The sequence below is a fragment of the Aquimarina sp. KJ22-3 genome (assembly GCF_055808215.1).
Genome location: NZ_CM147859.1, coordinates 4,152,630 through 4,174,674 on the forward strand (window position 1 = coordinate 4,152,630; position 22,045 = coordinate 4,174,674).

General features: G+C 35.9%; 20 protein-coding genes. 7 read left to right on the forward strand and 13 right to left on the reverse strand.

Annotated features, from left to right (window positions below; all coding sequences use genetic code 11):
• Nucleotides 1-122: 122 nt before the first annotated feature.
• The 3 genes from AC0L3Q_RS19255 (at nucleotide 123) to AC0L3Q_RS19265 (ending at nucleotide 4,965) form a co-directional block, all read left to right on the forward strand.
• Nucleotides 123-2,504, forward strand: a complete 2,382-nt coding sequence (locus AC0L3Q_RS19255) for an efflux RND transporter permease subunit (protein WP_473282078.1) — start codon at nucleotides 123-125, stop codon at nucleotides 2,502-2,504.
• Nucleotides 2,505-2,600: 96 nt separating this feature from the next.
• Nucleotides 2,601-3,374, forward strand: a complete 774-nt coding sequence (locus AC0L3Q_RS19260) for an outer membrane lipoprotein-sorting protein (RefSeq protein WP_473282080.1) — start codon at nucleotides 2,601-2,603, stop codon at nucleotides 3,372-3,374.
• Between the two features lie 385 nt (nucleotides 3,375-3,759).
• Nucleotides 3,760-4,965 carry a hypothetical protein gene (locus tag AC0L3Q_RS19265; RefSeq protein ID WP_473282082.1) on the forward strand — a complete coding sequence of 402 codons (1,206 nt, stop codon included), beginning with the start codon at nucleotides 3,760-3,762 and terminating at the stop codon, nucleotides 4,963-4,965.
• 8 nt (nucleotides 4,966-4,973) lie between these two features.
• Here the strand turns inward: AC0L3Q_RS19265 and AC0L3Q_RS19270 are convergent, their stop codons facing one another.
• From AC0L3Q_RS19270 to AC0L3Q_RS19285, 4 genes are read right to left on the reverse strand one after another with little or no spacing between them, the layout of a single operon-like run.
• Complete coding sequence (locus tag AC0L3Q_RS19270) at nucleotides 4,974-6,377, reverse strand: TolC family protein (protein WP_473282084.1); 1,404 nt, start codon at nucleotides 6,375-6,377, stop codon at nucleotides 4,974-4,976.
• Between the two features lies 1 nt (nucleotide 6,378).
• Nucleotides 6,379-7,731: an HlyD family secretion protein gene (locus AC0L3Q_RS19275; RefSeq protein WP_473282086.1), complete on the reverse strand. Its 1,353-nt coding sequence runs from the start codon at nucleotides 7,729-7,731 to the stop codon at nucleotides 6,379-6,381.
• Nucleotides 7,732-7,737: 6 nt separating this feature from the next.
• Nucleotides 7,738-9,405: a peptidase domain-containing ABC transporter gene (locus AC0L3Q_RS19280; protein WP_473282088.1), complete on the reverse strand. Its 1,668-nt coding sequence runs from the start codon at nucleotides 9,403-9,405 to the stop codon at nucleotides 7,738-7,740.
• A 5-nt stretch (nucleotides 9,406-9,410) separates the two neighbouring features.
• Complete coding sequence (locus AC0L3Q_RS19285; RefSeq protein ID WP_473282090.1) at nucleotides 9,411-10,082, reverse strand: TetR/AcrR family transcriptional regulator; 672 nt, start codon at nucleotides 10,080-10,082, stop codon at nucleotides 9,411-9,413.
• 162 nt (nucleotides 10,083-10,244) lie between these two features.
• On the opposite strand from AC0L3Q_RS19285, the gene AC0L3Q_RS19290 reads away from it, so the two are divergent.
• A complete protein-coding gene (locus tag AC0L3Q_RS19290; RefSeq protein ID WP_473282092.1) occupies nucleotides 10,245-10,598 on the forward strand; it encodes a hypothetical protein in 354 nt (117 codons plus the stop codon).
• Nucleotides 10,599-10,692: 94 nt separating this feature from the next.
• Here AC0L3Q_RS19290 and AC0L3Q_RS19295 read toward each other — a convergent pair whose 3' ends face one another.
• The 7 genes from AC0L3Q_RS19295 to AC0L3Q_RS19325 form a co-directional block, all read right to left on the reverse strand.
• Nucleotides 10,693-11,553: a M57 family metalloprotease gene (locus AC0L3Q_RS19295; RefSeq protein ID WP_473282094.1), complete on the reverse strand. Its 861-nt coding sequence runs from the start codon at nucleotides 11,551-11,553 to the stop codon at nucleotides 10,693-10,695.
• Nucleotides 11,554-12,074: 521 nt separating this feature from the next.
• Nucleotides 12,075-12,350 carry an ATP-dependent Clp protease adaptor ClpS gene (locus AC0L3Q_RS19300; RefSeq protein ID WP_073316942.1) on the reverse strand — a complete coding sequence of 92 codons (276 nt, stop codon included), beginning with the start codon at nucleotides 12,348-12,350 and terminating at the stop codon, nucleotides 12,075-12,077.
• 58 nt (nucleotides 12,351-12,408) lie between these two features.
• Complete coding sequence (gene prmA / locus AC0L3Q_RS19305; protein WP_473282096.1) at nucleotides 12,409-13,248, reverse strand: 50S ribosomal protein L11 methyltransferase; 840 nt, start codon at nucleotides 13,246-13,248, stop codon at nucleotides 12,409-12,411.
• Between the two features lie 94 nt (nucleotides 13,249-13,342).
• The gene (gene tpiA / locus AC0L3Q_RS19310) at nucleotides 13,343-14,095 is read right to left on the reverse strand and encodes a triose-phosphate isomerase (RefSeq protein WP_473286973.1); all 753 of its coding nucleotides are present in this window, start codon (nucleotides 14,093-14,095) and stop codon (nucleotides 13,343-13,345) included.
• A gap of 51 nt (nucleotides 14,096-14,146) precedes the next feature.
• Nucleotides 14,147-15,220 (reverse strand): ABC transporter permease, encoded by a 1,074-nt coding sequence (locus AC0L3Q_RS19315; protein ID WP_473282098.1) that lies wholly within the window; start codon nucleotides 15,218-15,220, stop codon nucleotides 14,147-14,149.
• Between the two features lie 15 nt (nucleotides 15,221-15,235).
• Nucleotides 15,236-16,330: a BT_3928 family protein gene (locus tag AC0L3Q_RS19320; RefSeq protein ID WP_473282100.1), complete on the reverse strand. Its 1,095-nt coding sequence runs from the start codon at nucleotides 16,328-16,330 to the stop codon at nucleotides 15,236-15,238.
• Between the two features lie 88 nt (nucleotides 16,331-16,418).
• Nucleotides 16,419-16,967 carry a DUF1599 domain-containing protein gene (locus tag AC0L3Q_RS19325; RefSeq protein ID WP_473282102.1) on the reverse strand — a complete coding sequence of 183 codons (549 nt, stop codon included), beginning with the start codon at nucleotides 16,965-16,967 and terminating at the stop codon, nucleotides 16,419-16,421.
• Between the two features lie 93 nt (nucleotides 16,968-17,060).
• Between AC0L3Q_RS19325 and folP the strand changes: the two genes are divergently transcribed.
• Genes folP through AC0L3Q_RS19340 form a run of 3 tightly spaced genes read left to right on the forward strand, consistent with a single transcriptional unit; the run spans nucleotide 17,061 to nucleotide 19,496 of the window.
• Nucleotides 17,061-17,885, forward strand: coding sequence for a dihydropteroate synthase (folP, locus tag AC0L3Q_RS19330; protein WP_473282104.1), 825 nt, complete (start codon nucleotides 17,061-17,063; stop codon nucleotides 17,883-17,885).
• 31 nt (nucleotides 17,886-17,916) lie between these two features.
• Entirely contained in the window at nucleotides 17,917-18,693 is a 777-nt protein-coding gene (locus AC0L3Q_RS19335) for a diadenylate cyclase (RefSeq protein WP_473282106.1), read from the forward strand.
• Nucleotides 18,693-19,496 carry a DUF3667 domain-containing protein gene (locus tag AC0L3Q_RS19340; RefSeq protein ID WP_473282108.1) on the forward strand — a complete coding sequence of 268 codons (804 nt, stop codon included), beginning with the start codon at nucleotides 18,693-18,695 and terminating at the stop codon, nucleotides 19,494-19,496. The genes AC0L3Q_RS19335 and AC0L3Q_RS19340 overlap by 1 nt, the downstream gene beginning before the upstream one ends.
• 10 nt (nucleotides 19,497-19,506) lie before the next feature.
• Here the strand turns inward: AC0L3Q_RS19340 and AC0L3Q_RS19345 are convergent, their stop codons facing one another.
• Nucleotides 19,507-21,264 carry an ABC transporter ATP-binding protein gene (locus tag AC0L3Q_RS19345; protein ID WP_473282110.1) on the reverse strand — a complete coding sequence of 586 codons (1,758 nt, stop codon included), beginning with the start codon at nucleotides 21,262-21,264 and terminating at the stop codon, nucleotides 19,507-19,509.
• Nucleotides 21,245-22,009: a tRNA pseudouridine(38-40) synthase TruA gene (gene truA, locus AC0L3Q_RS19350; RefSeq protein WP_473282112.1), complete on the reverse strand. Its 765-nt coding sequence runs from the start codon at nucleotides 22,007-22,009 to the stop codon at nucleotides 21,245-21,247. Before truA ends, AC0L3Q_RS19345 begins: the two co-directional genes overlap by 20 nt.
• Nucleotides 22,010-22,045 lie beyond the last annotated feature (36 nt).

Genomic DNA, 22,045 nt, shown 5'->3' on the forward strand with positions numbered 1-22,045 from the left:
TTGAACACCCCTGTCCAAATAAATTCGATCTAATCGTCTACATACAAATAACTCTTAACAACAAAGATCAATTGAATAGTATTTTCTATTACTAATTGACTGGTCAACTAACAACTGTAATTATGAATGCACTTAAAAAAGCAAGTAACGTTACGAACACTTTTGCTAAGCGATGGGCGCAATTTGTGATCAAAAACAAGTGGTATGTCCTACTAGCAACAATTATCCTTTCAATGGGATTAGGTTCCCAAGGAGCCATGGAATTTGATGGAGATTATCATGTGTTTTTCAGTAAATCGAACCCGGAGCTTGAAGCTTTTGACGCTTTACAAGAAAAATACACCAAAGATGATAATATCGTAATTGTATTATCTCCTTCTAATGGTAACATTTTTACCAAAGAAAATTTGGTCGCCATAGAAGAACTCACCGTCGAAGCATGGAATACTCCTTACTCATCCAGAGTAGACGCGGTTACCAATTTTCAACATACTAGTGCACAAGGAGATGATCTCTATGTAGATGATCTTTCCTACGAGTCTGCGAACAAGACACCTCAGGAAATAGCAGAAATACGAAGAAAAGCACTCAAAGAACCTTTACTAGTAAATCGATTACTAAACGAAGAAGGTAGTGTTACCGCTATAAACGTAACGGTAAGGCTCCCAGGAGAAGACAGTGCTAAAGAAATACCAGAAGTAACCGCTTTTATACGCAGTACGATCTCGAATTTCCAAGAAAAGCATCCTGATTTTGAAGTACATTCCTCCGGTTTGGTCCCTTTAAACACTGCCTTTTTTGAGTCTTCGATGCGGGATTTAATGTTGACCATGATTATGCTAATCATTGTGGTGATCACCACTCTTATCCTTACCAGAAATTTTGTGAGCACCTTAGCTACGTTGGTTGTGGTAATGTTTTCTATAATGAGTGCAGTAGGATTTGTGGGATTAATGGGAATTAAACTCACCCCTCCTTCTTCTGTGTTCCCAACCATGATTCTTACTCTGGCAGTTGCAGATAGTATTCATATCCTGATTACCATGCTTCAAAAAATGCGAAAAGAGGGATACAGCAAACATGACGCTTTAGTAGAATCTATGCGTCTTAATTTTATGCCGGTATTTATCACGAGTCTTACTACGGTAATCGGGTTTCTAACCATGAATTTTGGAGATGTTCCTCCATTTTGGGATCTAGGAAATATTACCGCCTTTGGTATGACAATGGCTTTTATCTACTCTACCAGTACTTTGCCAGCATTGATGGCTATTCTTCCTGTAAAAACAAAGCAAAAAGCAGAAAATACACCTGAAAAATTTGGATGGTATACCAATCTTGGGCTATTTGTTACCAAGCAACCTGTTCGACTTACTATTATTTCGATAGCAGTTATTGGAGGCTTAACGTATCTAGCCACAAAAAATCAATTTAATGATGAGTTTATTAATTATTTTGATGAAACTGTCCAGTTTAGAAGTGATACGGACTATATCAGTGATAACCTAACAGGAATTTATAATGTTGAATTTTCTGTTGGCAGTGGAGAAAGTGGAGGAATCAACAATCCAGAATACCTTCAAAAACTTAATGAATTTGAAGACTGGCTGAATCAACAACCAGAGGTAGTACATGTAAATGCCTTTAGCGAAGTAGCTCGTAGGGTTAATCGATCGATGCACGGTGATAATGAGTCTTACTACAAAGTACCCGCTAATCGGGAAGAAGCGGCTCAATACTTGTTGTTATATGAATTATCTCTTCCTTTTGGACTTGATCTGAATAATCAAATTAATGTAGACAAATCCGAAACAAGAGTTACAGCGACTATCGAAAACATCTCTAGTGCAGAAATGATCGCCTTCTCCAAACGTGCAGAACGTTGGTTAGAGGATCATACTCCGGAAGCGATGCATGCTATAGGAGTAAGTCCAACACTCATGTTTTCAAAACTTGGGTTCAGACAAGCCGATAGTATGTTTAAAGGAAATATCATCGCCTTGATATTGATATCCATAGTACTAATGCTTGCACTGCGCAACTTCAAATTAGGATTACTAAGTATCATCCCTAATGTGACCCCAGTTCTGGTAGGGTTTGGTTTCTGGGCCATGTACAAAGCACAAATTAATACCGGGATGGTGATTGTTTTTGGTATGACTCTAGGAATCATCGTAGATGATACGGTTCACTTTATGAGCAAATTTTTAAGGGCTCGACGAGAACTCAATTACGATGCTAAACAAGCAGTTATCTACGCTTTCGAAACCGTAGGTAAAGCCTTGGTGACGACAACCATTGTTTTGTTAGCTGGTTTTGCGGTCTTATCTACCTCTTCGTTCGCATTGAACAGCTATATGGCCAGGATAACGGTAATTATTATTGTAGCGGCATTGATCATTGATTTCATCTTACTACCATCACTACTTATTCTGATCAGTAAAAAGAGTGAAAGTAAAGAAAACGTACGTTCATTACAACCACAAATACAATTGGATAAATAAATCAAAAACTTCTAATAACAGTAGGGTTTGGGCTGATTGGCCCGAGACGAATCACCCGAATCTTGCTGTTATTCTTAACTAAAAATTATAAAAACAATGAAACAGTTATTTTTTGCAATTATTGCAATAGCAGGAATCGCTTCTTTATCTGCTCAAAGCGCAGAAGAAAGAGGGTTACAAATTGCCAAAGCAGCAGAACAAGCTGACCTGGGATTTGGAAGTTCTAAGGTAAAACTAAAAATGACCTTAAAGAATAAAAATGGTCAGACCAGTGAACGATATTTAGAAACAAGAACCTTAGAACTTACCGAAGATGGAGATAAGTCTTTAATCGTGTTTAATAGTCCAAAGGATGTAAAAGGTACTTCAACCCTAACCTTTACTCATAAAGTAGGTTCTGATGATCAGTGGTTATTTTTACCTTCTATCAAGCGAGTAAAAAGAATATCTTCTAATAATAAATCTGGTCCGTTTGTAGGAAGCGAGTTTGCTTATGAAGATCTATCTTCTCAAGAAGTAGAAAAATACGCCTACAAATTCCTGGAAGAAAAAGGAAATTTATTGGTAGTAGAACAAGATCCTGTAGACCCAAAATCAGGGTATACACGTCGTGTTGTGACTTACAACAAAGACAAAGGATATCGTATTGAAAAAGTAGAGTTCTATGATCGTAAAAACTCCCTTCTTAAAACGCTTACCTACACCGATTATAAGTTATACAAAGGAAAGTACTGGAGAGCACTTACCTTCAATATGGTAAATCACCAAAGTAATAAAGAAACCTTACTGAAGTTCGAAGAATACAATTTTGACATCAAATTATCAGACGAGGATTTTACACAGGTAGCATTACAACGAGCCGGTCAGTAAATTTTATTTCATGATGAAATACACAAGGCTTAGTTTGTTATATCCTATTATTGTTCTTTTAGTTAGTGGATTATTATTAATAATACAACCTAGCCTTGTGTTTTCAATATTAAACAGCAACACCTCATATCAACCCGATATCGCAAATTTGCTAGGCATGATGTTTATAGGGTTGGGCACTCTCATCACTTTGGTTTTTGGTATCGTGTTCAAAAAATATACAAATGGACAATACCTATACGATTGTTCTTTAGTATATGCTCAATTGTACTATTCTGCATCTATCAAAATCCATTTTTCGTCATGCTGCTATTTATTATTCTTATCGGGATTTTGATCACAATTTTTGGAATGGTAAAAGACCAGGAATTAAAAAAGTAAATACATGAAAATTATATATATCACATTTGTAGCGCTCCTATGCGCAGGGTTCAACATGCATGCACAAAACGATGATACCAAAAAAGCGGTTCAAGAATTCGAATTAGAATTAGAAGGAGAGTATCGTTATTTCTATAATGATGCCTTATTTGAAGGGCAGGAGGACCATTTCCCTTCTTTGGCTGTTCGACCAGAATATAATATCTCCTGGAACAAAGGTTATGAAAGCATCAATTTTAAAGGTTTTTTTCGTTTGGACGTAGATGATGAACGTACGCATTGGGATATACGCGAATTGTATTATCAAAAGGCAAAAAACAACTGGGAATTGAGCTTGGGTGTCAAAAAGATCTACTGGGGAGTTACAGAGAGTAATCATCTGGTTGATATCATCAACCAGACAGATGCGGTTGAGACTTTTGATGGCGAAGAAAAGTTAGGCCAACCTATGGCCCAGTTTACCTGGATCACTCAAAAATTTGGGACTTTCGACTTTTTTTATCTGCCATACCATCGTAGGCGTACTTTTGCAGGTGATAAAGGAAGATTACGCTTTCCGGTGGTAATTGATAAAGATGATTTGGAGTATGAAAGTGGAGCCGAAGAGTGGAGACAAGACCTTGCTTTTCGCTGGAAGCACTATTTTAATGCTTTTGATATTGGGCTTTCTTACTTTCATGGTAACGGAAGAGAACCTCTTTTTACTTTTGATACCACGGGAAATATAAATGCTTTTTACCCCATCATACATCAGGCCGGGTTGGATCTGCAAATTACTCATAATGCATTTCTATGGAAATTAGAATCCATCTATCGTCATGCTGAAGCTCAGGAGTTTGTAGCCCTTACCGCAGGATTAGAGTATACTTTTTCTAATATCGACGGAAATGGTCTAGATATAGGCCTTTTGGGAGAGTATTTGTACGATGAACGTGATGAGCTCGCGCTTAATGCTTTACAAAATGACATCTTCTTTGGAAGTCGTATTGCTTTTAACGATACTCAAGACACTTCAATTCTGATTGGTGGGATTTCTGACTTAGAATCCAGTAGCACTATTTTTAGCCTAGAGGCATCCAGACGTTTTGGAAGTACCTGGACCGCAGAAATTGAAGCTCGAATTTTTAATGATATCGATCAAAACGAGTTCATTCTTTCCAACTTTAGAGAGGATAGTTTTTTAAGGATCTCTATCTCCAAATACTTCTAGACGCATTCTTATAAGTCCACCGGATTGGTAGCCAAACTATTAAACAGTTTGGCTTTTGCCGTAAAGAACTTATTCTGTACTTCTATTCCTTTTAATCTGGCATCGATAAGGCTGCGTTCTCGAGAATTAATCAAAAACACAGAGCTCTCGCCAAAACTGAATTTACGTTCCTCTGCCTGTAATAAAGTGGTATAGTCTTTAACGATGTTTGCTATTAGTTCGTTTTGTGTTTCAAAAGACTCTAACTCAGCATAAATGGCATTGATTTTATTCTGAATTTGCAATTCGGTAGTTTGTCTTTCAAATTTAGCATCCTGAACCTTGAATTTAGCCAACTTTAAGTCCCCTCTTTCTTTTCTCAAAAACAACGGAAACTCAAAGGTAATTCCTCCTTTATATTCTCGTGTGGTAAACGAATTACCCACATCGGGCGTCTCGGTCAAAAAGTTATACTCCAGATCTATTCTAGGCAAGAGTTTATTCGCCTTTAATTTCCGATCAACCTCTAATCCTTCAATCTTATACCCTAGTGATCTTAGTTTCGGGTGGTTTTCCAAAGTAAATTCACTCAATGGATTCCCTTGAATCTCTAAAGTAACATCAATAATTTGATCCAGGTTGTTATCAGGAACTACTTCGGGTTGTAACTCTACAGGAACATTTCCTTCTAACCATAAGAAATTAGATAACTGTAACGAAGTTTTCATCAACTTCACTTTGGCCTGTTCCAAACTCAACGCACGATTTTGCACAGTGATTTTGGCTTCAACCGTATCGATTGCTGCTTTATCTCCAGCCAAAGCACTTTGCTTAATCCCTCGAAATCTAATCTCAGCATTATTCAAAAAATTCTCATAGATCTCCTTTTCATTAAATGCTTTTAACCAATCAAAGTACGCCAAGGAGGCATCATATAGAATTTGATTGACCAATAGATCGCGATCGGCTTTGGTTTGCTCTCTAAAAATCTTTGCCTTTTGCAACGTAGCCATACGCTCATTGATCCAAAACCCTCTTGCTACAGAAACCGAAATACCAGCATTAAAAAGCCCATCTTCGGGGATGAAGTTTTCTGGATTCAAAAATTCACCCTCGTTCTGCTCAAAACCTCCTTTGAGCTCAATACCATACCAGGTAGGGATTTTGAAAGTAGCATTCAACAAATCGTAATACTCACTTCCTTTAAACTTCTTTCGGTCGTAGTCTACTTCAATTTTGGGATCAAAACCTCCTCTGGCCTTCATCAAATTAGCCTCTCCTATATTAATATTCAGCTCTGCTTGCCTAGCAATAGGATGATATTTTTTTACGTACCCTAAGTACTCTTCAAAGCGAAGTGTCAACTCATTATTGTCTTGGGCATGCAAAGAAACTATCCCTAATAAAACGATCAAAAATGCGATTTTCTTCATCTTATTTCTTTCCAACTTTTGCTGTCTCTCCTACAGGTTGATAATAATTTGGTGGGAAACCATTCAGTTTTCGCCATAACTCAAACCAAATGGGTACATCCTCTAGCAATGCAATAGAATTAGCTCCTGATCCTACTCGTATGTCTTTGGGCCAATCATGATCATCAGCATCTGGAGCGATAAGTACACGGTATTTACCGTTATCACTAATAAACGTTTCGATAGCCACCACTTTACCACCATAGGTACCGTAAGATACATTTGGCCAACCGCTAAATATAATCACCGGCCAACCGTCGAATTGTATACGCACTTTTTCACCAATATGAATCAATGGTAAATCGATAGGTTTTACAAAAGTTTCTACTGCGAGTTCATAGTCAGCAGGCATGACACTTAACAACTGATCTCCTTCTTTAAAAGTTTCACCTACACCAGCGCGAATAGCCTTATTTATAAAACCATCCTGTGGAGCACGGATGTAGTATAAATCATTACGAATTTCGTAATTCGTATATTCATTCTCCAGCTTGGTCACTTGAGCCTCTGCATCAAACTGACTAGATTGGGCAGTAAACTTATCACTACGAGCCTTTGCGATCTTATCTGTATATTCGGCTGTCACTCGATTGATTTCTACTTCGGCATTAATAACATCATTTTTACTCGCCAATAATTTATTCTCTTGTGAAATTAATTTTGCTTGCGTTTCCTGAAGCTTTAATCGTTTTTCTTCTACATCGGTCAATGCCTTAAGTCCCTCGCTTTCTAGCTGCACAGTACGATCATATTGGCGCTGCGCAATCGAAATATTGGTTTTGGCTGCTTCCAGATCAATACTATCACTTTGTACTTTTAATCGAGATTGCATCAACTTATTTTTAGCTTGTTGCAATTTCAAACCTCTTTCATTGATGAGTGCATTGGCTTGAATGTCCAGAGCTTTTACCTTTTCCTGATAAGAGGTCACCGCCATCGATTTCGCCTTGATTTGCTTCCCTGTTCGTTGCACCAAATTGGGATCAAAGTACTCATTCTTTACTTCGGAGATAAACAAGATTGTATCTCCTTTTTTAACAAAATCTCCTTCCTTCACATACCACTGTTCGATACGCCCTGGTATAGGAGATTGAATAGTTTGCGGTCTGTGATCAGGTTTTAAGGTAGTTACATTCCCTACTCCCGAAATATTTTGTGTCCAGGGCAAGAACATAATGATAATAGTAATCCCGGCAAACACCTTCAAAAAACGATTAAAGTATTTGTAATGCCTTCTATGAAAGACTTTCTCTACAGCCTTATATTCTGAAAGATCTACCTTTTTATTTAGTTTATTATGGGTGATATTCAACATAACGCTTTATTTTTCACTTACAATTTTTCCTTTTTCTATCTGAATAATACGACCACATCTTTTGGCCCATTTATTATTTTGACTCACTACAACCAATGCCCAAGGTCTTTCTGGAGCGGTTAGGAAATCCATAATACGAGACACCTCATTTTCATCGAATTGATCCAGAGGATCTTTAAGGATCAATAATTTTGGTCTTCGCACTATACCTCTAGCTAACACTATTTTTTTGGACACCGTGTAAGAGATTTGCTTTCCTTCGGGATAAATAATGGTATTCAACCCTTTGGCTTGTTCTTTTACAAATTGTGTTAATCCCACTTGCTCTAATGCCCAATACACATCCTCATGTGGGATTGTACTATCTCCAAAGGTGATATTTTCTAAGATGGTTCCTTCAAACGGTGATTCCTCGGTAAGCGATTGCCCCAAATGCGCTCTGTAGTAGTTTAAATTGATCCCAGATAGATCTACATTATTTACATAGACCTTACCCGTATCAGGCTTTATCAAACCTGCGATTAAGCGTAACAGGGTGGATTTACCCGATCCATTGGATCCTTGTACCAAAATGGTACAGTCTTTTGTTATAGACAATGAGATATCATCCAAAATTTTCTTACCTGCTTCTCGGGTTGTATAGGTTACATGATCTAGCTCTACAGTAAATCCTTCATTTTCTTTGAATGGCTTCTCACCTTCCTGTGGTTCTAGATTTTTATCAACTACTTGCCCAAGCTTTTCAAGAGAGGTCAGCACATCATAAACTGATTCTAGGCCAGTAATCAGTTTTTCTACAGATCCAATAACCAATACAATGATAATCTCTGCTGCCACAAATTGCCCGATATTCATTTCCTGATTGAGTACTAGAATACCTCCAATAAGTAACAAACCAGCAGTTACCAGTACCTTGAAACCAATCATTTGAATAAACTGAATGACCAACACCTTGAAATGACTTTCTCTTGCTGAAAGATACTCGGTCACCAAAGCATCATTTTTTTGCAATGCTAAGTTGGTCTTACCAGACAATTTAAAGCTCACAATAGATCGAGCAATTTCCTGAATCCAGTGAGCCACTTTGTACTTACTTTTAGATTCTTTCAAACTGGTTTCTAATCCTCTCTTTGCCGTGTATTTAAACACCACATATACCAGCAACAGCAGTAAAATTCCATAGATAATAAAAAACGGATGGTAGAATGACAAGAGCATCAATCCAAATATAATTTGTAACAATGCCGCCGGAAAATCTACCAGGATTTTCGACAAACCTTTCTGAGTTGTTAAGGTATCAAAAAAGCGATTTGCCAATTCTGGAGGGTAATAATTACGTAGTTCACTCATCTTTATCTTTGGAAAACGATACGTAAACTCAAAAGAAGCACGAGTAAAGATTTTTTGCTGAACATTTTCAATAATTCTGATCTGCATCAATTGAAGCATTCCTGCAAAAACAACCCCAAGGGTTACCAATATTACGAGGATGATCCAGGAAGTACTAATTTGAGCTCCTTGTATGAGGTTGATAATTGCCTGTATACCCAGGGGTAAAGACAAATTCACTAATCCCGCAAAAATAGCATAGTAAAAGGTTTGTAAAATATCTTTTTTATCCAGCTGCAAAAGACCTATTAGTCTTTGCCAAGCGGTTAAAACAGTTTTGGCCATTTGGGTTATTTTAAAGATTTAAACACTAGGTCTACAAAATAATTTGAAGGAGTAACTTTTTCGCTACAATCGGTAAGTGTAGCAAAGTGCTCCTGTAAAAAATGTTGATGCAATGCACCTTCGATTACTGTACTTGCCAAGCTTGAAGGGTATTTATATTTTTTATTGTATTCATGAATCATATCTTTTAACCGAGTTACTAAACGCTTGTAGATCAAAAAATATCCTTCCTTATTCTCGCGGTCAACTTCCTTGGTCAGATAAGATTTTGAGTATTCATTGATTACAATTTTGTTGAGAAGCACCTCATTAATATGAGAAAAAGAGGAATCTTGCTGTACAGTTTGGGTTATAATTTCTATCGCTCTTCTCAATTTCTCTTCTGAATTAGGAATACTATTGGTAGCAAAAACCAATTGGTACTCTAACCACCCCCAATACCAAGAGGTAAGATAGAGCAATAGCTTATGTTTATTTTCAAAATACCTATATATAGAACTCTCATTAGATCCAATTTTATCTCCTAGTTTTTTGAAGGTAAAGCCCTCAAACCCTATTTCATGAATCATAAGAATGCTATGTTCTATAATGCGTTTCCCTAAATCCGAAGATTCTGGATCCTTGATATAGATCTTATCGTTGATATTTACCTTTAAATCTTGCAACAAGAATTTCATTTGCTCGCAATTTTAAAATTATTATGTGCAAAAATAAAAGTAATACTATTACATCATAACAGATTAACTTTTATTTAACCCATGTGCAGCTTTTAAGAAATCAATGATATTGTTAAATTTGTAAAAAAAGTAACTCTCAATTAACAATAAACTAATTTGACAATGAAAAAAATCTTAATTATTGCGTTTTTGGTATTTTTGACTACCAATGCTCAAGAAAGCAACGTTAAACAAACCAACGCTACAGTTGGTGATGAATTAGTGATAGGTGCTCCTTCTTCTCAAGAATTTGAACATATTCATTTTCCGAAAACAAATTTTATCATCAAAAAAGGAGGAATAGCAAATTATAAAGCTCTTACCGGAAAGACGGTAATTATTACCAACGTAGATACCAGTAATGGAAAAAATGTGGTAACCGTAAAAAGGAAAGATGGACTTAAATTCTTTAATCGTATCGCTACGGTAAAAATCAACCTGGACAAAGCAATTTCTAGTGGAGAAATTAAATCCTAAGGCTATAGACATAAAAAAACCATCCCGATATCGGGATGGTTATTTATTGTAAAAGTTCAAAGCTTAATTCTATTCTCAGATATTAATTTGTTTCTTAGTATAAGAATTCTAAAGCTACAACGTCGAAGTTACTAAACTCTCCGTCTTCGCTTCCATCGAAACAAGAAATCATTAAAGAACCAGAATCAAGTCCTGAAGCTCCCCAACGATTTTCACTTGGTGTTCCAGGTACATTGATAGCACCAACAGTACTAGCACCTTCGTTAATGTTATCACATCTTCTTCTTGCGTAGTCTGTGTGTCTAAAACCAACAGCGTGACCGATCTCGTGCCCGATTACGTGCTCATTTACGTTGTTTACATTACTTCCACCGAAAGTTCCTGTTCCAGCGTTGATTTGGATGAACTTACCTGGTCTTCCTCCACTTGGGAATTCAGCTTGTCCTCCAGCTCCAGACGCTCCATTGTTATAAACTACCATATCAGCTGCCTGGAAGTTTGTACCAAAAGTTAATCTAAAGTTTAATGTAGTATTAATTCTATTATAGTTGTTAACCGCCCACTGTAATCCAGTACGCATGTTAGACGTAAGCGCACAACAAGAACCTGTATATCCTAAGATATCGATAGTTCTATTACCACTACTAATAAGGTTATTAGTTCTGTACTGTTTGTCGTTACCATCGGCTTCTAGTGCATGATCAGCAAGCTGATTAAGTGGAATAAAAATATCACCGGCAAAAATACCTTTTTGAGCAGGTAAGTCAAAGTGTTTCTGACTTCCATAATAGGCATCTCCAGGATTAACTCCCGCTGCCCATAAACCAGCTTTATGCTCTTCAGTTAATTCGGATGCAACTTCAGGTGCAGTTTCGTTAGCGATTTCGTCTTTTTGGCAAGATGTAGCAAAACCAGCTACAATAGCACATAGTGCTAATAATTTGATTTTTTTCATTTTTAATAAGTTGAGTTTGTGTAGTTACTAATACAATATAAAACAGTTACCTTTTATATTGCTTGCAAATTTTGATAAAGCTTTGAACTTTTACGAATTTGCGGGTTGAATATATGACATTTTTTTTGAAATATCAGTTAATATTTTGAACTATTTATTGAAAATACGGGAAAACCGTACGATTTTTTCAAAGAAAAATAAAATTCACTTCGATTTAATCAAGGCAAAAATCGACCAAATACACAGTTTATTTAAGAGTATTTTTTGTTAATAAACTATTAAAACCTACCGTATTTCATGAGTTGTTAACACTTTCATAAAAGAGAATAAATTCCTGACAAAACAAAACCCGACAGAAAGTATTTTCCTACAAATTATAAAAATGAGCTTATCCTTGACGAAAAAAACCGAAAACTTAATTTTTACACAGATTTAAGTCAAAAAAATATGACTTAATCATTGTCTTAAAACGCAAAAAACAACCAAAAAGGCTGTTTTTTTATGTATATATATTATATTATTTACACTATTTCGGCACTAAGACCTGCTTCAAGTAGTTTCGAGCAACGCGGTACTAATTCTTTATAAGCACCTGTTTTTACCGTACATTTTCCCGTATAATGTACCAATAAAGCACATTGTTCGGCCTGAACCGGGGTATGCTCACAAGAATAGATCAATGTCTCAATCACATGATCAAAGGTATTTACATCATCGTTGTATAAAACAATTTCATTATTGCTTTGATCAACTGATTTTTCCAATACTTCTTCTAATACTTTTTCCTGAGTACTCATGGAGGATAATTTTATACAAATATACTAACTTAAGCGTTTCAATTAACAGATTGTATGATTATTTCAACTCATAAGAAGCTGCTATCCAATTATTTCTGTCAAAATTATTCACAAACTGAAAACCTTGCTGTTCACAAGCTTCTGTAATTACCGGTAAATCTTCTTTATAAAAACCACTCAGGAGCAATGTTCCCTTATCCGAAAGTGATTCGGCATACCTGGGTATATCCTTTAATAAGATGTTACGATTGATATTTGCGATAATTAAGTCGTATTTCTTGTCTTTGATCAGGGCCACATCCCCTTCATATGCAGTTATAGCGACACATTGATTCCTTTCGACGTTCTCCATAGTATTCAAATAACACCAATTATCAATGTCGATCGCGTCAATTGGTGAGGCTCCTCTCATCTCTGCGAGAATAGCTAACACTCCTGTACCACATCCCATGTCCAACACTTTTTTATCATTCAAATCCATACGTAATAGATGCTGTATCATCATATGCGTAGTTTCATGATGTCCTGTACCAAATGACATTTTTGGTTCGATAATGATATCATAATCCGTATCCGGTTGATCATGAAATGGTGCTCGCACAGAACATACTCCGTCTACAACAATAGGATTAAAATTCTTTTCCCATTCACTATTCCAGTTTACCTGCTCTATCTCTTCAAAGGTATGGGTGATTTTAAATTCTTCTGATTGTAGTATGTGTATTTCGTCAAGAATATGCTCATTCCATTCTTCTTTTTGGATAAATGCTTGTACTCCTTCTTCGGTTTCTACAAAACTTTCAAAACCAGCATATCCTAACTCTGCAATAAGAATTTCTGAAGCTGGTTGCAATGGGGTTATCGTGAAATAATACCCCAAATATATTGGATTAGACATGGTGTTATTTTGTGCGCAAAGGTAATCTTTTACCAACAAAAAAAGCACCTCATCAGTATATGAAGTGCTTCAACTAAATTATATCAGTATATCTTTAAATCGCGTTGGCAATTGCAGAAAAACTTTCGGCATCCAAAGAAGCTCCTCCAATCAATCCCCCATCTACATCTTCTTTGGCAAAGATCTCTTCGGCATTGTTTGGTTTTACACTTCCTCCGTATAAGATGGAAACCTGATCAGCGATGTCGTTATCAAATGCCTTTGCAATAGTTGTTCGAATAAACGCATGCATTTCTTGAGCTTGTTCTGGTGATGCGGTCTCACCCGTTCCTATGGCCCAAACAGGTTCATACGCTAATACTACATTTTTCCAATTTTCGGCAGCGATATGAAATAATCCATTTTTAAGTTGACTTTCTACGACAGCAAAGTGATTTCCGCTTTTTCGATCTTCTAGCTCTTCTCCAAAACAGAAAATAATTCTCATGTTATGTTTGATAGCGGTATTTACTTTTTCTGCTAATAGCGCATCAGTCTCACCAAAATATGCACGTCGTTCACTATGCCCTAGAATAACGGTTTCTATCCCTATATTTTTAAGCATACTTGCTGCTATTTCCCCAGTAAATGCACCATTCTCGGCCTGATGCATATTTTGAGCAGCTACATTTATAGTGGTATCTTTCAATGCTTGACTAGCACCATATAGGTTAACAAACGTAGGTGCCACAATAATATCTGCAGATGTTTCTCCTAATTTGCTTTTTAATTCTGAAAGCAAAGTTTCAGTTTCGGCCAGATTCTTATTCATTTTCCAGTTTCCGGCTACAATTTTTTTCTCATGAATTTTGATTTATAATTTGGTTAACGTGTGGTTACAAATGTTGTTGAAGGCTGTTTAAGTTCTAATTCTAGGATCCAACCAGCCATAGATAATATCGACAAATATATTGATTAGAATAAACATTGTGGCTACGATTAATACAGAACCCATTATTATAGGCAGATCCAGTGTATTCAATGCGTCTACAATCTCTTTTCCTAATCCATTCCATCCAAAAATATACTCTACAAATACAGCCCCAGCTAACATAGATGCAAACCAACCCGATACTGCTGTTACCACAGGGTTTAATGCATTTTTGAGCGCATGTTTTCGTATGATCTTTACCAGCGATAGACCTTTTGCTTTTGCCGTTCTGATATAGTCTTGATTCATTACCTCCAATAACGAATTACGCATCAGCTGAGTTACTACAGCCAGAGGCCGTATTCCCAAAACAATTGCAGGTAATATCAAGTTTTTCCATTGGATATAACTTCCCTCTCCAAAATCATCAACTTCATATAAACTACCTGTCATATTAAGGTTGGTAAATTCGTGTAATACATACCCAAATAACCAAGCAAAAATGATTGCACTAAAAAACGAAGGAACACTCATCCCTAAAGTGCTTAATAATTGAATCGTTCTATCTACCCAGGTATCTTTGGTTAATGCACTAACAACTCCTAGAAAAATTCCTAAAAATATGGCAATGCAAATTGCCGAGATTGCCAAAACTGCTGTATTTGGTAGCGTTTCTCCTATTACTTGACTTACCTTTTTTCCATTTTTCTGAAATGAAGCTCTTAAATAGGGTAGCTTGACAACGATCGCCGTATTCCCCACACTAAATAAGCGACTGTAACTATATTTATTATCATCTAAAAATGTAAAGTCATCAGGGTTTTGACTATGAAAAGATACAGGTGATAAGTCGTTGAGATAATACATATACTGCTTAGAAACCGGTTGATCAAACCCGTATTTCTTTCGAACCGCCTGCAGTTGTTCTTCGGTTTCGTTTTGACCGAGCATCATTTGTGCAGGATCTCCAGGTAATAAGGTGAAAAGCAGAAAAATAACGGTTATCACCCCCAGCAAAGTAAGTAATGCATACCCTATTTTATTAAGGAAATAACCTACCATTATTGTTTCTGGTTTTTATAAAGAAAGTTTCTCGGCGTCATTCCAATGTAACTTCTGTACAATAGTACCTTTTTTCAGTTTAACAATTCCCGGATTTGAACGTAAAATAGTCTTCAACGCGGTTTCATCTGTCGTATAAAAATCGAAGTTGAGATTGTATTTTACTTTCACTTCGGCAATATCTTTTGGAGTAGATGCGGTAAGTCCGATTACCTGATACCCCTCTGCAATGGCTTTATCGGTTATTCCTTTGACCGCATTAAAACCTTCTGCCTCACTTTTTGACAAATTATAGGTAACAATCAGTATTAAATTATCCTGAGACAAAAACTCTGATGTATAATCTCCACCATCTTTTTCTATAGCAAAATCATGAATCGGTGGCTCATACCCTTCTTTTACAGTTTCTGTTTCGACACTAATAAATTTTCCTTCAACTTTTGGATAATCTCCACTAGTGGTTACTATTTGTTCTTCTCCATTAACTTCAAATTTCCAATGGTAAGCAAATTCAGCTTTTGGAGCATCTTCTGGCACCTGCATACCCTGTTCGATATTCACTCCTACTTTATACGCTCTGAAATCAAATGCCGGTAAATGCATCAGCACGTAGTAGGCAAACCCTAAACAGGCGGTAAAACTTGCAAAAACAATCCATTTGTGAGTAGGAATCGGACCGACTGGAGTAATATAACGTCGTCCAAAAAACAAGATTAATATTAGGATTAACAAGATTACATCTTTGGTAAAGGATTCCCAGGGTGTTAACGGTAGCGCATCTCCAAAACATCCGCAATCGGTTACCTTATTAAAATATGCCGAATAAAAAGTGAGGAATGTAAAAAACACAATCATCAATAACAACGACCACACCGTAAACTTTGGTAAATAACCCAGAATTAGTGTAATTCCCAAAACAACCTCAAAAATTACCAGAAACACGGCTATTAATAGGGCATACGGAATTAAAAATTCAAGATTAAGTACACCTTCACCAAAATACTCTTGAAGCTTATAGGAAAAACCCAATGGATCATTAAGTTTAATAAATCCCGAAAACAAAAAAAGTGCTGCAACAAAAATTCTGGAGAAAGTGACTAGTATTTTCATGTGATGATGTAATTATTTTTTTAGGGAAATCCTGCACAATATAGTGTGGATTGTAGATTGTTATTTTTAGTTTAACACTATTTTATACCTATTTCTTGTCTTCTTCACCCAGATGAATCATGGCAAACACTGCATAGTTAATCATATCCTGATAATTGGCATCGATACCTTCACTCACAAGGGTTTTCCCTTTATTATCTTCAATTTGCTTGACTCTTAATAATTTCTGAATGATCAAATCTGTTAGCGAACTTACCCGCATATCACGCCAAGCCTCACCATAATCATGATTCTTATTCATCATCAACTCTTTGGTAATTGTAATATGCTTATCATACAAAGCGGTAGCTTCTTCTACTTCCAGATCTGGCTGATCCACGATTCCCTTTTCTATTTGTACAAGAGCCATGATACTATAATTGATAATCCCAATAAACTCCGGCACTTCTCCTTCATCCACCTTTCGCACGGCATTCTCCTGAAGACTACGTATACGCTGTGCTTTTATAAAAATTTGATCTGTTAAAGACGGAAGTCTAAGGATTCTCCATGCACTACCGTAATCCTTCATTTTCTTTACAAAGAGATCTCGACATGTGCTAATTACTTCATCATATTGTATCGAAGTATCTTGCATATAACTGTTGAATTTTGCGTAAATTTCGCTTTAATATGGGAATTAAAAAAATCATAGCTCAAGTTTAGAAATAAAAAACCCAAAAACTCAAGAATGACGATAAACTGTAAAGGTTCTTTAATTGATTTATCTAGCCCAAAAGTAATGGGAATACTCAATCTTACTCCAGACTCATTTTATGACGGAGGTAAGTATAAAAATGAAGCTCAAATTTTACTACAAACTGAAAAAATGCTGAAAGAAGGAGCTACATTTATAGATGTAGGCGCATATTCTTCTCGGCCTGGAGCGGATCACATTTCTGAAGAAGAAGAAAAAGCAAGAATCCTACCTATTATTGAGTTGTTGGTTATAAAGTTCCCAGAAATCCTGCTCTCCATTGATACATTTAGAAGTACTATTGCAAGGCAATGCATATTAGCCGGTGCAGCTCTAGTTAACGATATTTCTGCTGGTAATTTGGATACAGAGATGATTCCTGTGGTTGGAGATCTCAAAGTCCCTTACATCATGATGCATATGAAAGGTACTCCTCAGACCATGAAAACCTTGGCCACATATGATAATCTCCTTACCGATATTAACTTATATTTTTCTGAACGAATAGCTATAGCAAGAAAACATGGAATTGATGACATCATTATTGACCCAGGTTTTGGTTTTGCAAAAAACGTAACTCAAAATTTTGAGTTATTAAAACATCTAGAAATTCTACAATTTCATAAGTTACCCATCTTAGCAGGCTTATCCAGAAAGTCTATGATTTACAAAACATTAGATATCAATCCTACCGATGCTCTAAACGGAACTACAAGCCTGAATACTATAGCCTTAACCCAAGGAGCATCGATATTAAGAGTACATGATATAAAAGAAGCTGTAGAATGTGTTTCTTTAATCAATGCACTGAAAAGTTAATTTTTTCTATTTTTACAAAAACACCGAGCTTTTGGATTTAATCAACCTAAGAATACTTGATATATTAGATATTGTACTTGTTGCTTTTCTATTGTACTATATCTATAAGTTGGTTAAGGGTACAGCGGCAATCAACATTTTTATTGGGATCGTTATTATTTATCTGGTTTGGAAACTCACCCAGTTTCTGGCTATGGAGATGTTGAGTAGTGTTTTGGGCGAATTTATTGGTGTTGGGATGTTTGCCTTGATTGTTGTTTTTCAGCAAGAAATCAGAAAATTTCTATTGATGATTGGATCTACCAATTTTGGCAGAAGAAGAAAATTTCTAAGGCAACTCAAATTTATAAGAGATACTCCCGAAGATAGTGCAACCAATGTAAAAGCTGTCGTTGAGGCCTGCAAGAGCATGTCGACTACGTATACAGGTGCACTGATCGTTATCAAAAGAAACACATCTTTGGATTTTGTAAAAACTTCTGGTGATGCTATGGATATTTTGGTCAATACGCCTATCATAGAAAGTATTTTCTATAAAAACAGTCCGTTGCATGACGGGGCCATGGTTATAGAGGATAATCACATTCTCGCTACTCGGGTAATTCTACCGGTGACCCAAGAAAGTACAATGCCTTTGCGTTTTGGACTTCGACATAGAGCTGCGGTAGGAATCACCGAAAAGACAGATGCTCTTGCCTTGGTAGTAAGCGAGGAAACCGGGAAACTTTCTTATATCAAAAATGGCGAATTTGTCATTTTTAAAACCGAAGAAGAACTAATTGAAAAAATAAAAAGAGACTTGAGTTAATGAGCGAATTGATTCCTATTTCCAATTGTAAAAACTGTGGAACCCAAGTTGAACATCATAACTTTTGCCCCGATTGTGGCGCAAAAAAAATTACGAAACGCATTACATTCGGAAACCTCACTGAAGAGCTTACTGAAAAATATTTCAACATAGACAACTCTCTAATTCGAACTATTAAAGATCTCATGATTAAACCAGGTGTTGTAATTGATGGGTTTATCAATGGGGTGCGTAAAAAATACATCAATGTGATTTCTTATTTTTTGATTTCGATCACATTAAATGGACTTACCCTTTTTTCTTTAAAAAAGTATTTTAATCAGTCTGTTGTTGATTTGAGTAGCATCAAAGAGGATCAAGAATGGATAACCACTTTCTATGACATGTTATATGATTATCAAGGGATTTCAAGTTTTGCCTTTATCCCTCTCTATGCATGGATATCCAAAAAGGTTTTTTCAAATTACAAGAAGTACAATTTTACCGAGCATATTGTAATCAACATGTATATCACAGCTCATTCATCGATAGCTATGTTTGTTCCAATAATGACATTATTGATTTTTGGGTTTCGGTACCAAGATCTTTCATTTTTTACGCTACTTTTTAGTTTTCTATACAGTATTTATGCTTTCAAAGATCTATACCAATTGAATTGGAAACAAATAACCTTAAAGACCTTAAGATTGTTTTTAATACTCTTTGTACTTTCCATTATATTATTTCTTGTAGCAATCATCATAGCTATCGCTAAGGTTGTAATGGAAGGAAGGTTTAACAACGAAACGGCAATGTTATTCTAATTACCACAAATTACACTTCGGCAAACTGCACCTCGTATAAATTGCGATAATATCCATCACTAATTTTCAAAAGTTCATTGTGATTACCTTCTTCTACAATAGTTCCTTGATCCATTACGATAATTTTGTCTGCATTTTTGATTGTTGCCAAGCGATGTGCGATGACTATAGAAGTCCTTCCTTTTGTTATTTTATCAGTAGCATCTTGGATTAGTTGCTCGCTATGAGAATCGATTGAGGAGGTGGCTTCATCCAACACTAAAATTCCCGGATTGGTTACATAAGCTCTCAAAAATGAAATTAATTGCCTTTGACCAGAGGACAACATCACTCCTCTTTCTTTTACATTATAGTGATACCCTTCGGGAAGACTCATAATAAAGTCATGAATCCCAATCTCTTTGGCTGCAGCCTGCACCTGTTCTTCTGTAATTTCTGGATTATTGAGTGTAATATTATTTAATATGGTATCTGCAAACAAAAACACATCCTGAAGTACTACCGCAATATGACTACGAAGTGATGGTAGTGAGACTGTTTTAATATCTGTTTTATCGATAGAAATAGTACCACTATCAATTTCATAAAACCTGCTTAACAAATTAATGATGGTAGACTTTCCGGCTCCGGTTGCTCCTACAATCGCCACCGTTTCTCCAGCTTTTACATTTAGAGAAATACCTTTAAGTACTTCTTCTCCTTCAAGATAGCTAAACCGAACCTTTTCAAAATCTATATCTCCATGAATATTATTCAATGTAATCGACCCCTTATTTTCGATAGTAGCCTCAGTATCTAATACGGCAAAAACTCTGTTGGCTGCTACCATTCCCATTTGTAAGGTATTGAACTTATCTGCTATCTGACGTAATGGTCTAAATAGCATTTGAGACAGTTCTATAAACGCTACTACTACACCCAGAGTAATCACATCTCCCTGCGCTGCTTTTAATCCTCCAAACCAAACAATAAGTCCTATTGTTACAGAACTTGACATTTCGGCAATGGGAAAAAAGATAGAATTATACCACACTGTTTTTATCCAGCCTTTTTTGTGTTTTTCATTGATTTCTTTGAAATTGGTAAATTCAGTTTCTTCTCGGGTAAACAATTGCACAATCTTCATCCCCGTGATGCGTTCCTGCACAAAAGAATTCAGATTAGAAACTTGAGTTCTTACTTCTTCAAAAGCGGCTTTCATCTTCTTTTGAAAAACTCGGGTAGCATATACAATAAGCGGTAATATCACTAACACCAAAAGCGTAAGTTGCCAACTTTGGTAGAACATATACCCAAGGATTACCAACATTTTGAGAAGATCACTAATGATCATAAATAACCCTTGACTAAATATACTGGCTATGGTTTCAATATCACTTACTGCCCTCGTTACCAAACGCCCAACAGCAGATTGATCATAGTATTGTTTCTTGAAACCCAGCATATGGCGAAACAACTTTATTCTAATATCCAGAATTACTTGTTGCCCTAACCAATTAGCAAAATAGATGAATAAAAATTGGGAGATTACTTCTAGAAACAGGACTCCAACCATCAAAGAAATGAAGTACATCAACAACTCTCCGTCTTTGGGTATAATAGTCTTATCGATTACTTGTTGTAATAAATAAGGACGCAACACACCAAAAACCGATAGCATAATTGCTGCAAAAGCAACAAAATAAAATGTAAATCGATAGGGTTGGGTATATGAAATCAACCGTTTAAAAAGTCTGAAATCAAATGCTTTACCGCTCTTTTCTGCCATTTAGTTGATAAATATTATCAGGATATTGAACATTAGTAAGGTATAATCCATGAGCTGGTACTGAATACCCTGCTCTACTACGATCCTCACTTTTAATTATGGTAATCAAATCACTAACTGCTAATTTACCTTCACCAATTTCTATAAGTGTACCAACAATCGCTCTTACCATATTACGCAGAAAACGATTTGCTGAAATCGAGAAGACCAAATCATCACCATATTTTTTCCAATATGCTTCAGTAATGGTACAATTATACGTTTTTACATCGGTTTTGGACTTACTAAAGCATTTAAAATTGGTATAGTTTAACAGTAATTTAGCAGCTTCATTCATGCTATCTACATCCAGTTTCTTTTTAAAATAATAGGATTTATCCAACATAAAAGGATTCTTTACCAGTGTAAGATGATACTCATAAGATCTACTTACTGCATCAAATCTCGCATGTGCATTTACAGCTACTTCTTGTACGTTTCTTACCGCTATCTCCGGAGGCAAAATAGAATTCAATTTATATTTTAAATCTTCAGAATCTATATCTTTTTCGATATCGAAATGAGCCATAATTTGTTTGGCATGAACTCCTGTATCCGTTCTTCCTGCTCCAACAATATCAATCTTAGTTCTAAGAACAGTAGACAAACCGTTTTCAATTACTTCCTGAACCGAAATTGCATTCGGTTGACGCTGCCATCCATGATATGGAACACCATTATAAGAAAGTTCTAAAAAGTATCTCAAAGTATTTTATTTTTGCATAAAATCAGAAGCAAATAT

Bases quoted from the DNA above. Each gene is read 5' to 3' on its own strand.
- AC0L3Q_RS19255 (WP_473282078.1), top strand. From the start codon at position 123: ATGAATGCACTTAAAAAAGCAAGTAACGTTACGAACACTTTTGCTAAG.
- AC0L3Q_RS19260 (WP_473282080.1), top strand. From the start codon at position 2,601: ATGAAACAGTTATTTTTTGCAATTATTGCAATAGCAGGAATCGCTTCT.
- AC0L3Q_RS19265 (WP_473282082.1), top strand. From the start codon at position 3,760: ATGAAAATTATATATATCACATTTGTAGCGCTCCTATGCGCAGGGTTC.
- AC0L3Q_RS19270 (WP_473282084.1), bottom strand. From the start codon at position 6,377: ATGAAGAAAATCGCATTTTTGATCGTTTTATTAGGGATAGTTTCTTTG.
- AC0L3Q_RS19275 (WP_473282086.1), bottom strand. From the start codon at position 7,731: ATGTTGAATATCACCCATAATAAACTAAATAAAAAGGTAGATCTTTCA.
- AC0L3Q_RS19280 (WP_473282088.1), bottom strand. From the start codon at position 9,405: ATGGCCAAAACTGTTTTAACCGCTTGGCAAAGACTAATAGGTCTTTTG.
- AC0L3Q_RS19285 (WP_473282090.1), bottom strand. From the start codon at position 10,082: ATGAAATTCTTGTTGCAAGATTTAAAGGTAAATATCAACGATAAGATC.
- AC0L3Q_RS19290 (WP_473282092.1), top strand. From the start codon at position 10,245: ATGAAAAAAATCTTAATTATTGCGTTTTTGGTATTTTTGACTACCAAT.
- AC0L3Q_RS19295 (WP_473282094.1), bottom strand. From the start codon at position 11,553: ATGAAAAAAATCAAATTATTAGCACTATGTGCTATTGTAGCTGGTTTT.
- AC0L3Q_RS19300 (WP_073316942.1), bottom strand. From the start codon at position 12,350: ATGAGTACTCAGGAAAAAGTATTAGAAGAAGTATTGGAAAAATCAGTT.
- prmA (WP_473282096.1), bottom strand. From the start codon at position 13,248: ATGTCTAATCCAATATATTTGGGGTATTATTTCACGATAACCCCATTG.
- AC0L3Q_RS19315 (WP_473282098.1), bottom strand. From the start codon at position 15,220: ATGGTAGGTTATTTCCTTAATAAAATAGGGTATGCATTACTTACTTTG.
- AC0L3Q_RS19320 (WP_473282100.1), bottom strand. From the start codon at position 16,330: ATGAAAATACTAGTCACTTTCTCCAGAATTTTTGTTGCAGCACTTTTT.
- AC0L3Q_RS19325 (WP_473282102.1), bottom strand. From the start codon at position 16,967: ATGCAAGATACTTCGATACAATATGATGAAGTAATTAGCACATGTCGA.
- folP (WP_473282104.1), top strand. From the start codon at position 17,061: ATGACGATAAACTGTAAAGGTTCTTTAATTGATTTATCTAGCCCAAAA.
- AC0L3Q_RS19340 (WP_473282108.1), top strand. From the start codon at position 18,693: ATGAGCGAATTGATTCCTATTTCCAATTGTAAAAACTGTGGAACCCAA.
- AC0L3Q_RS19345 (WP_473282110.1), bottom strand. From the start codon at position 21,264: ATGGCAGAAAAGAGCGGTAAAGCATTTGATTTCAGACTTTTTAAACGG.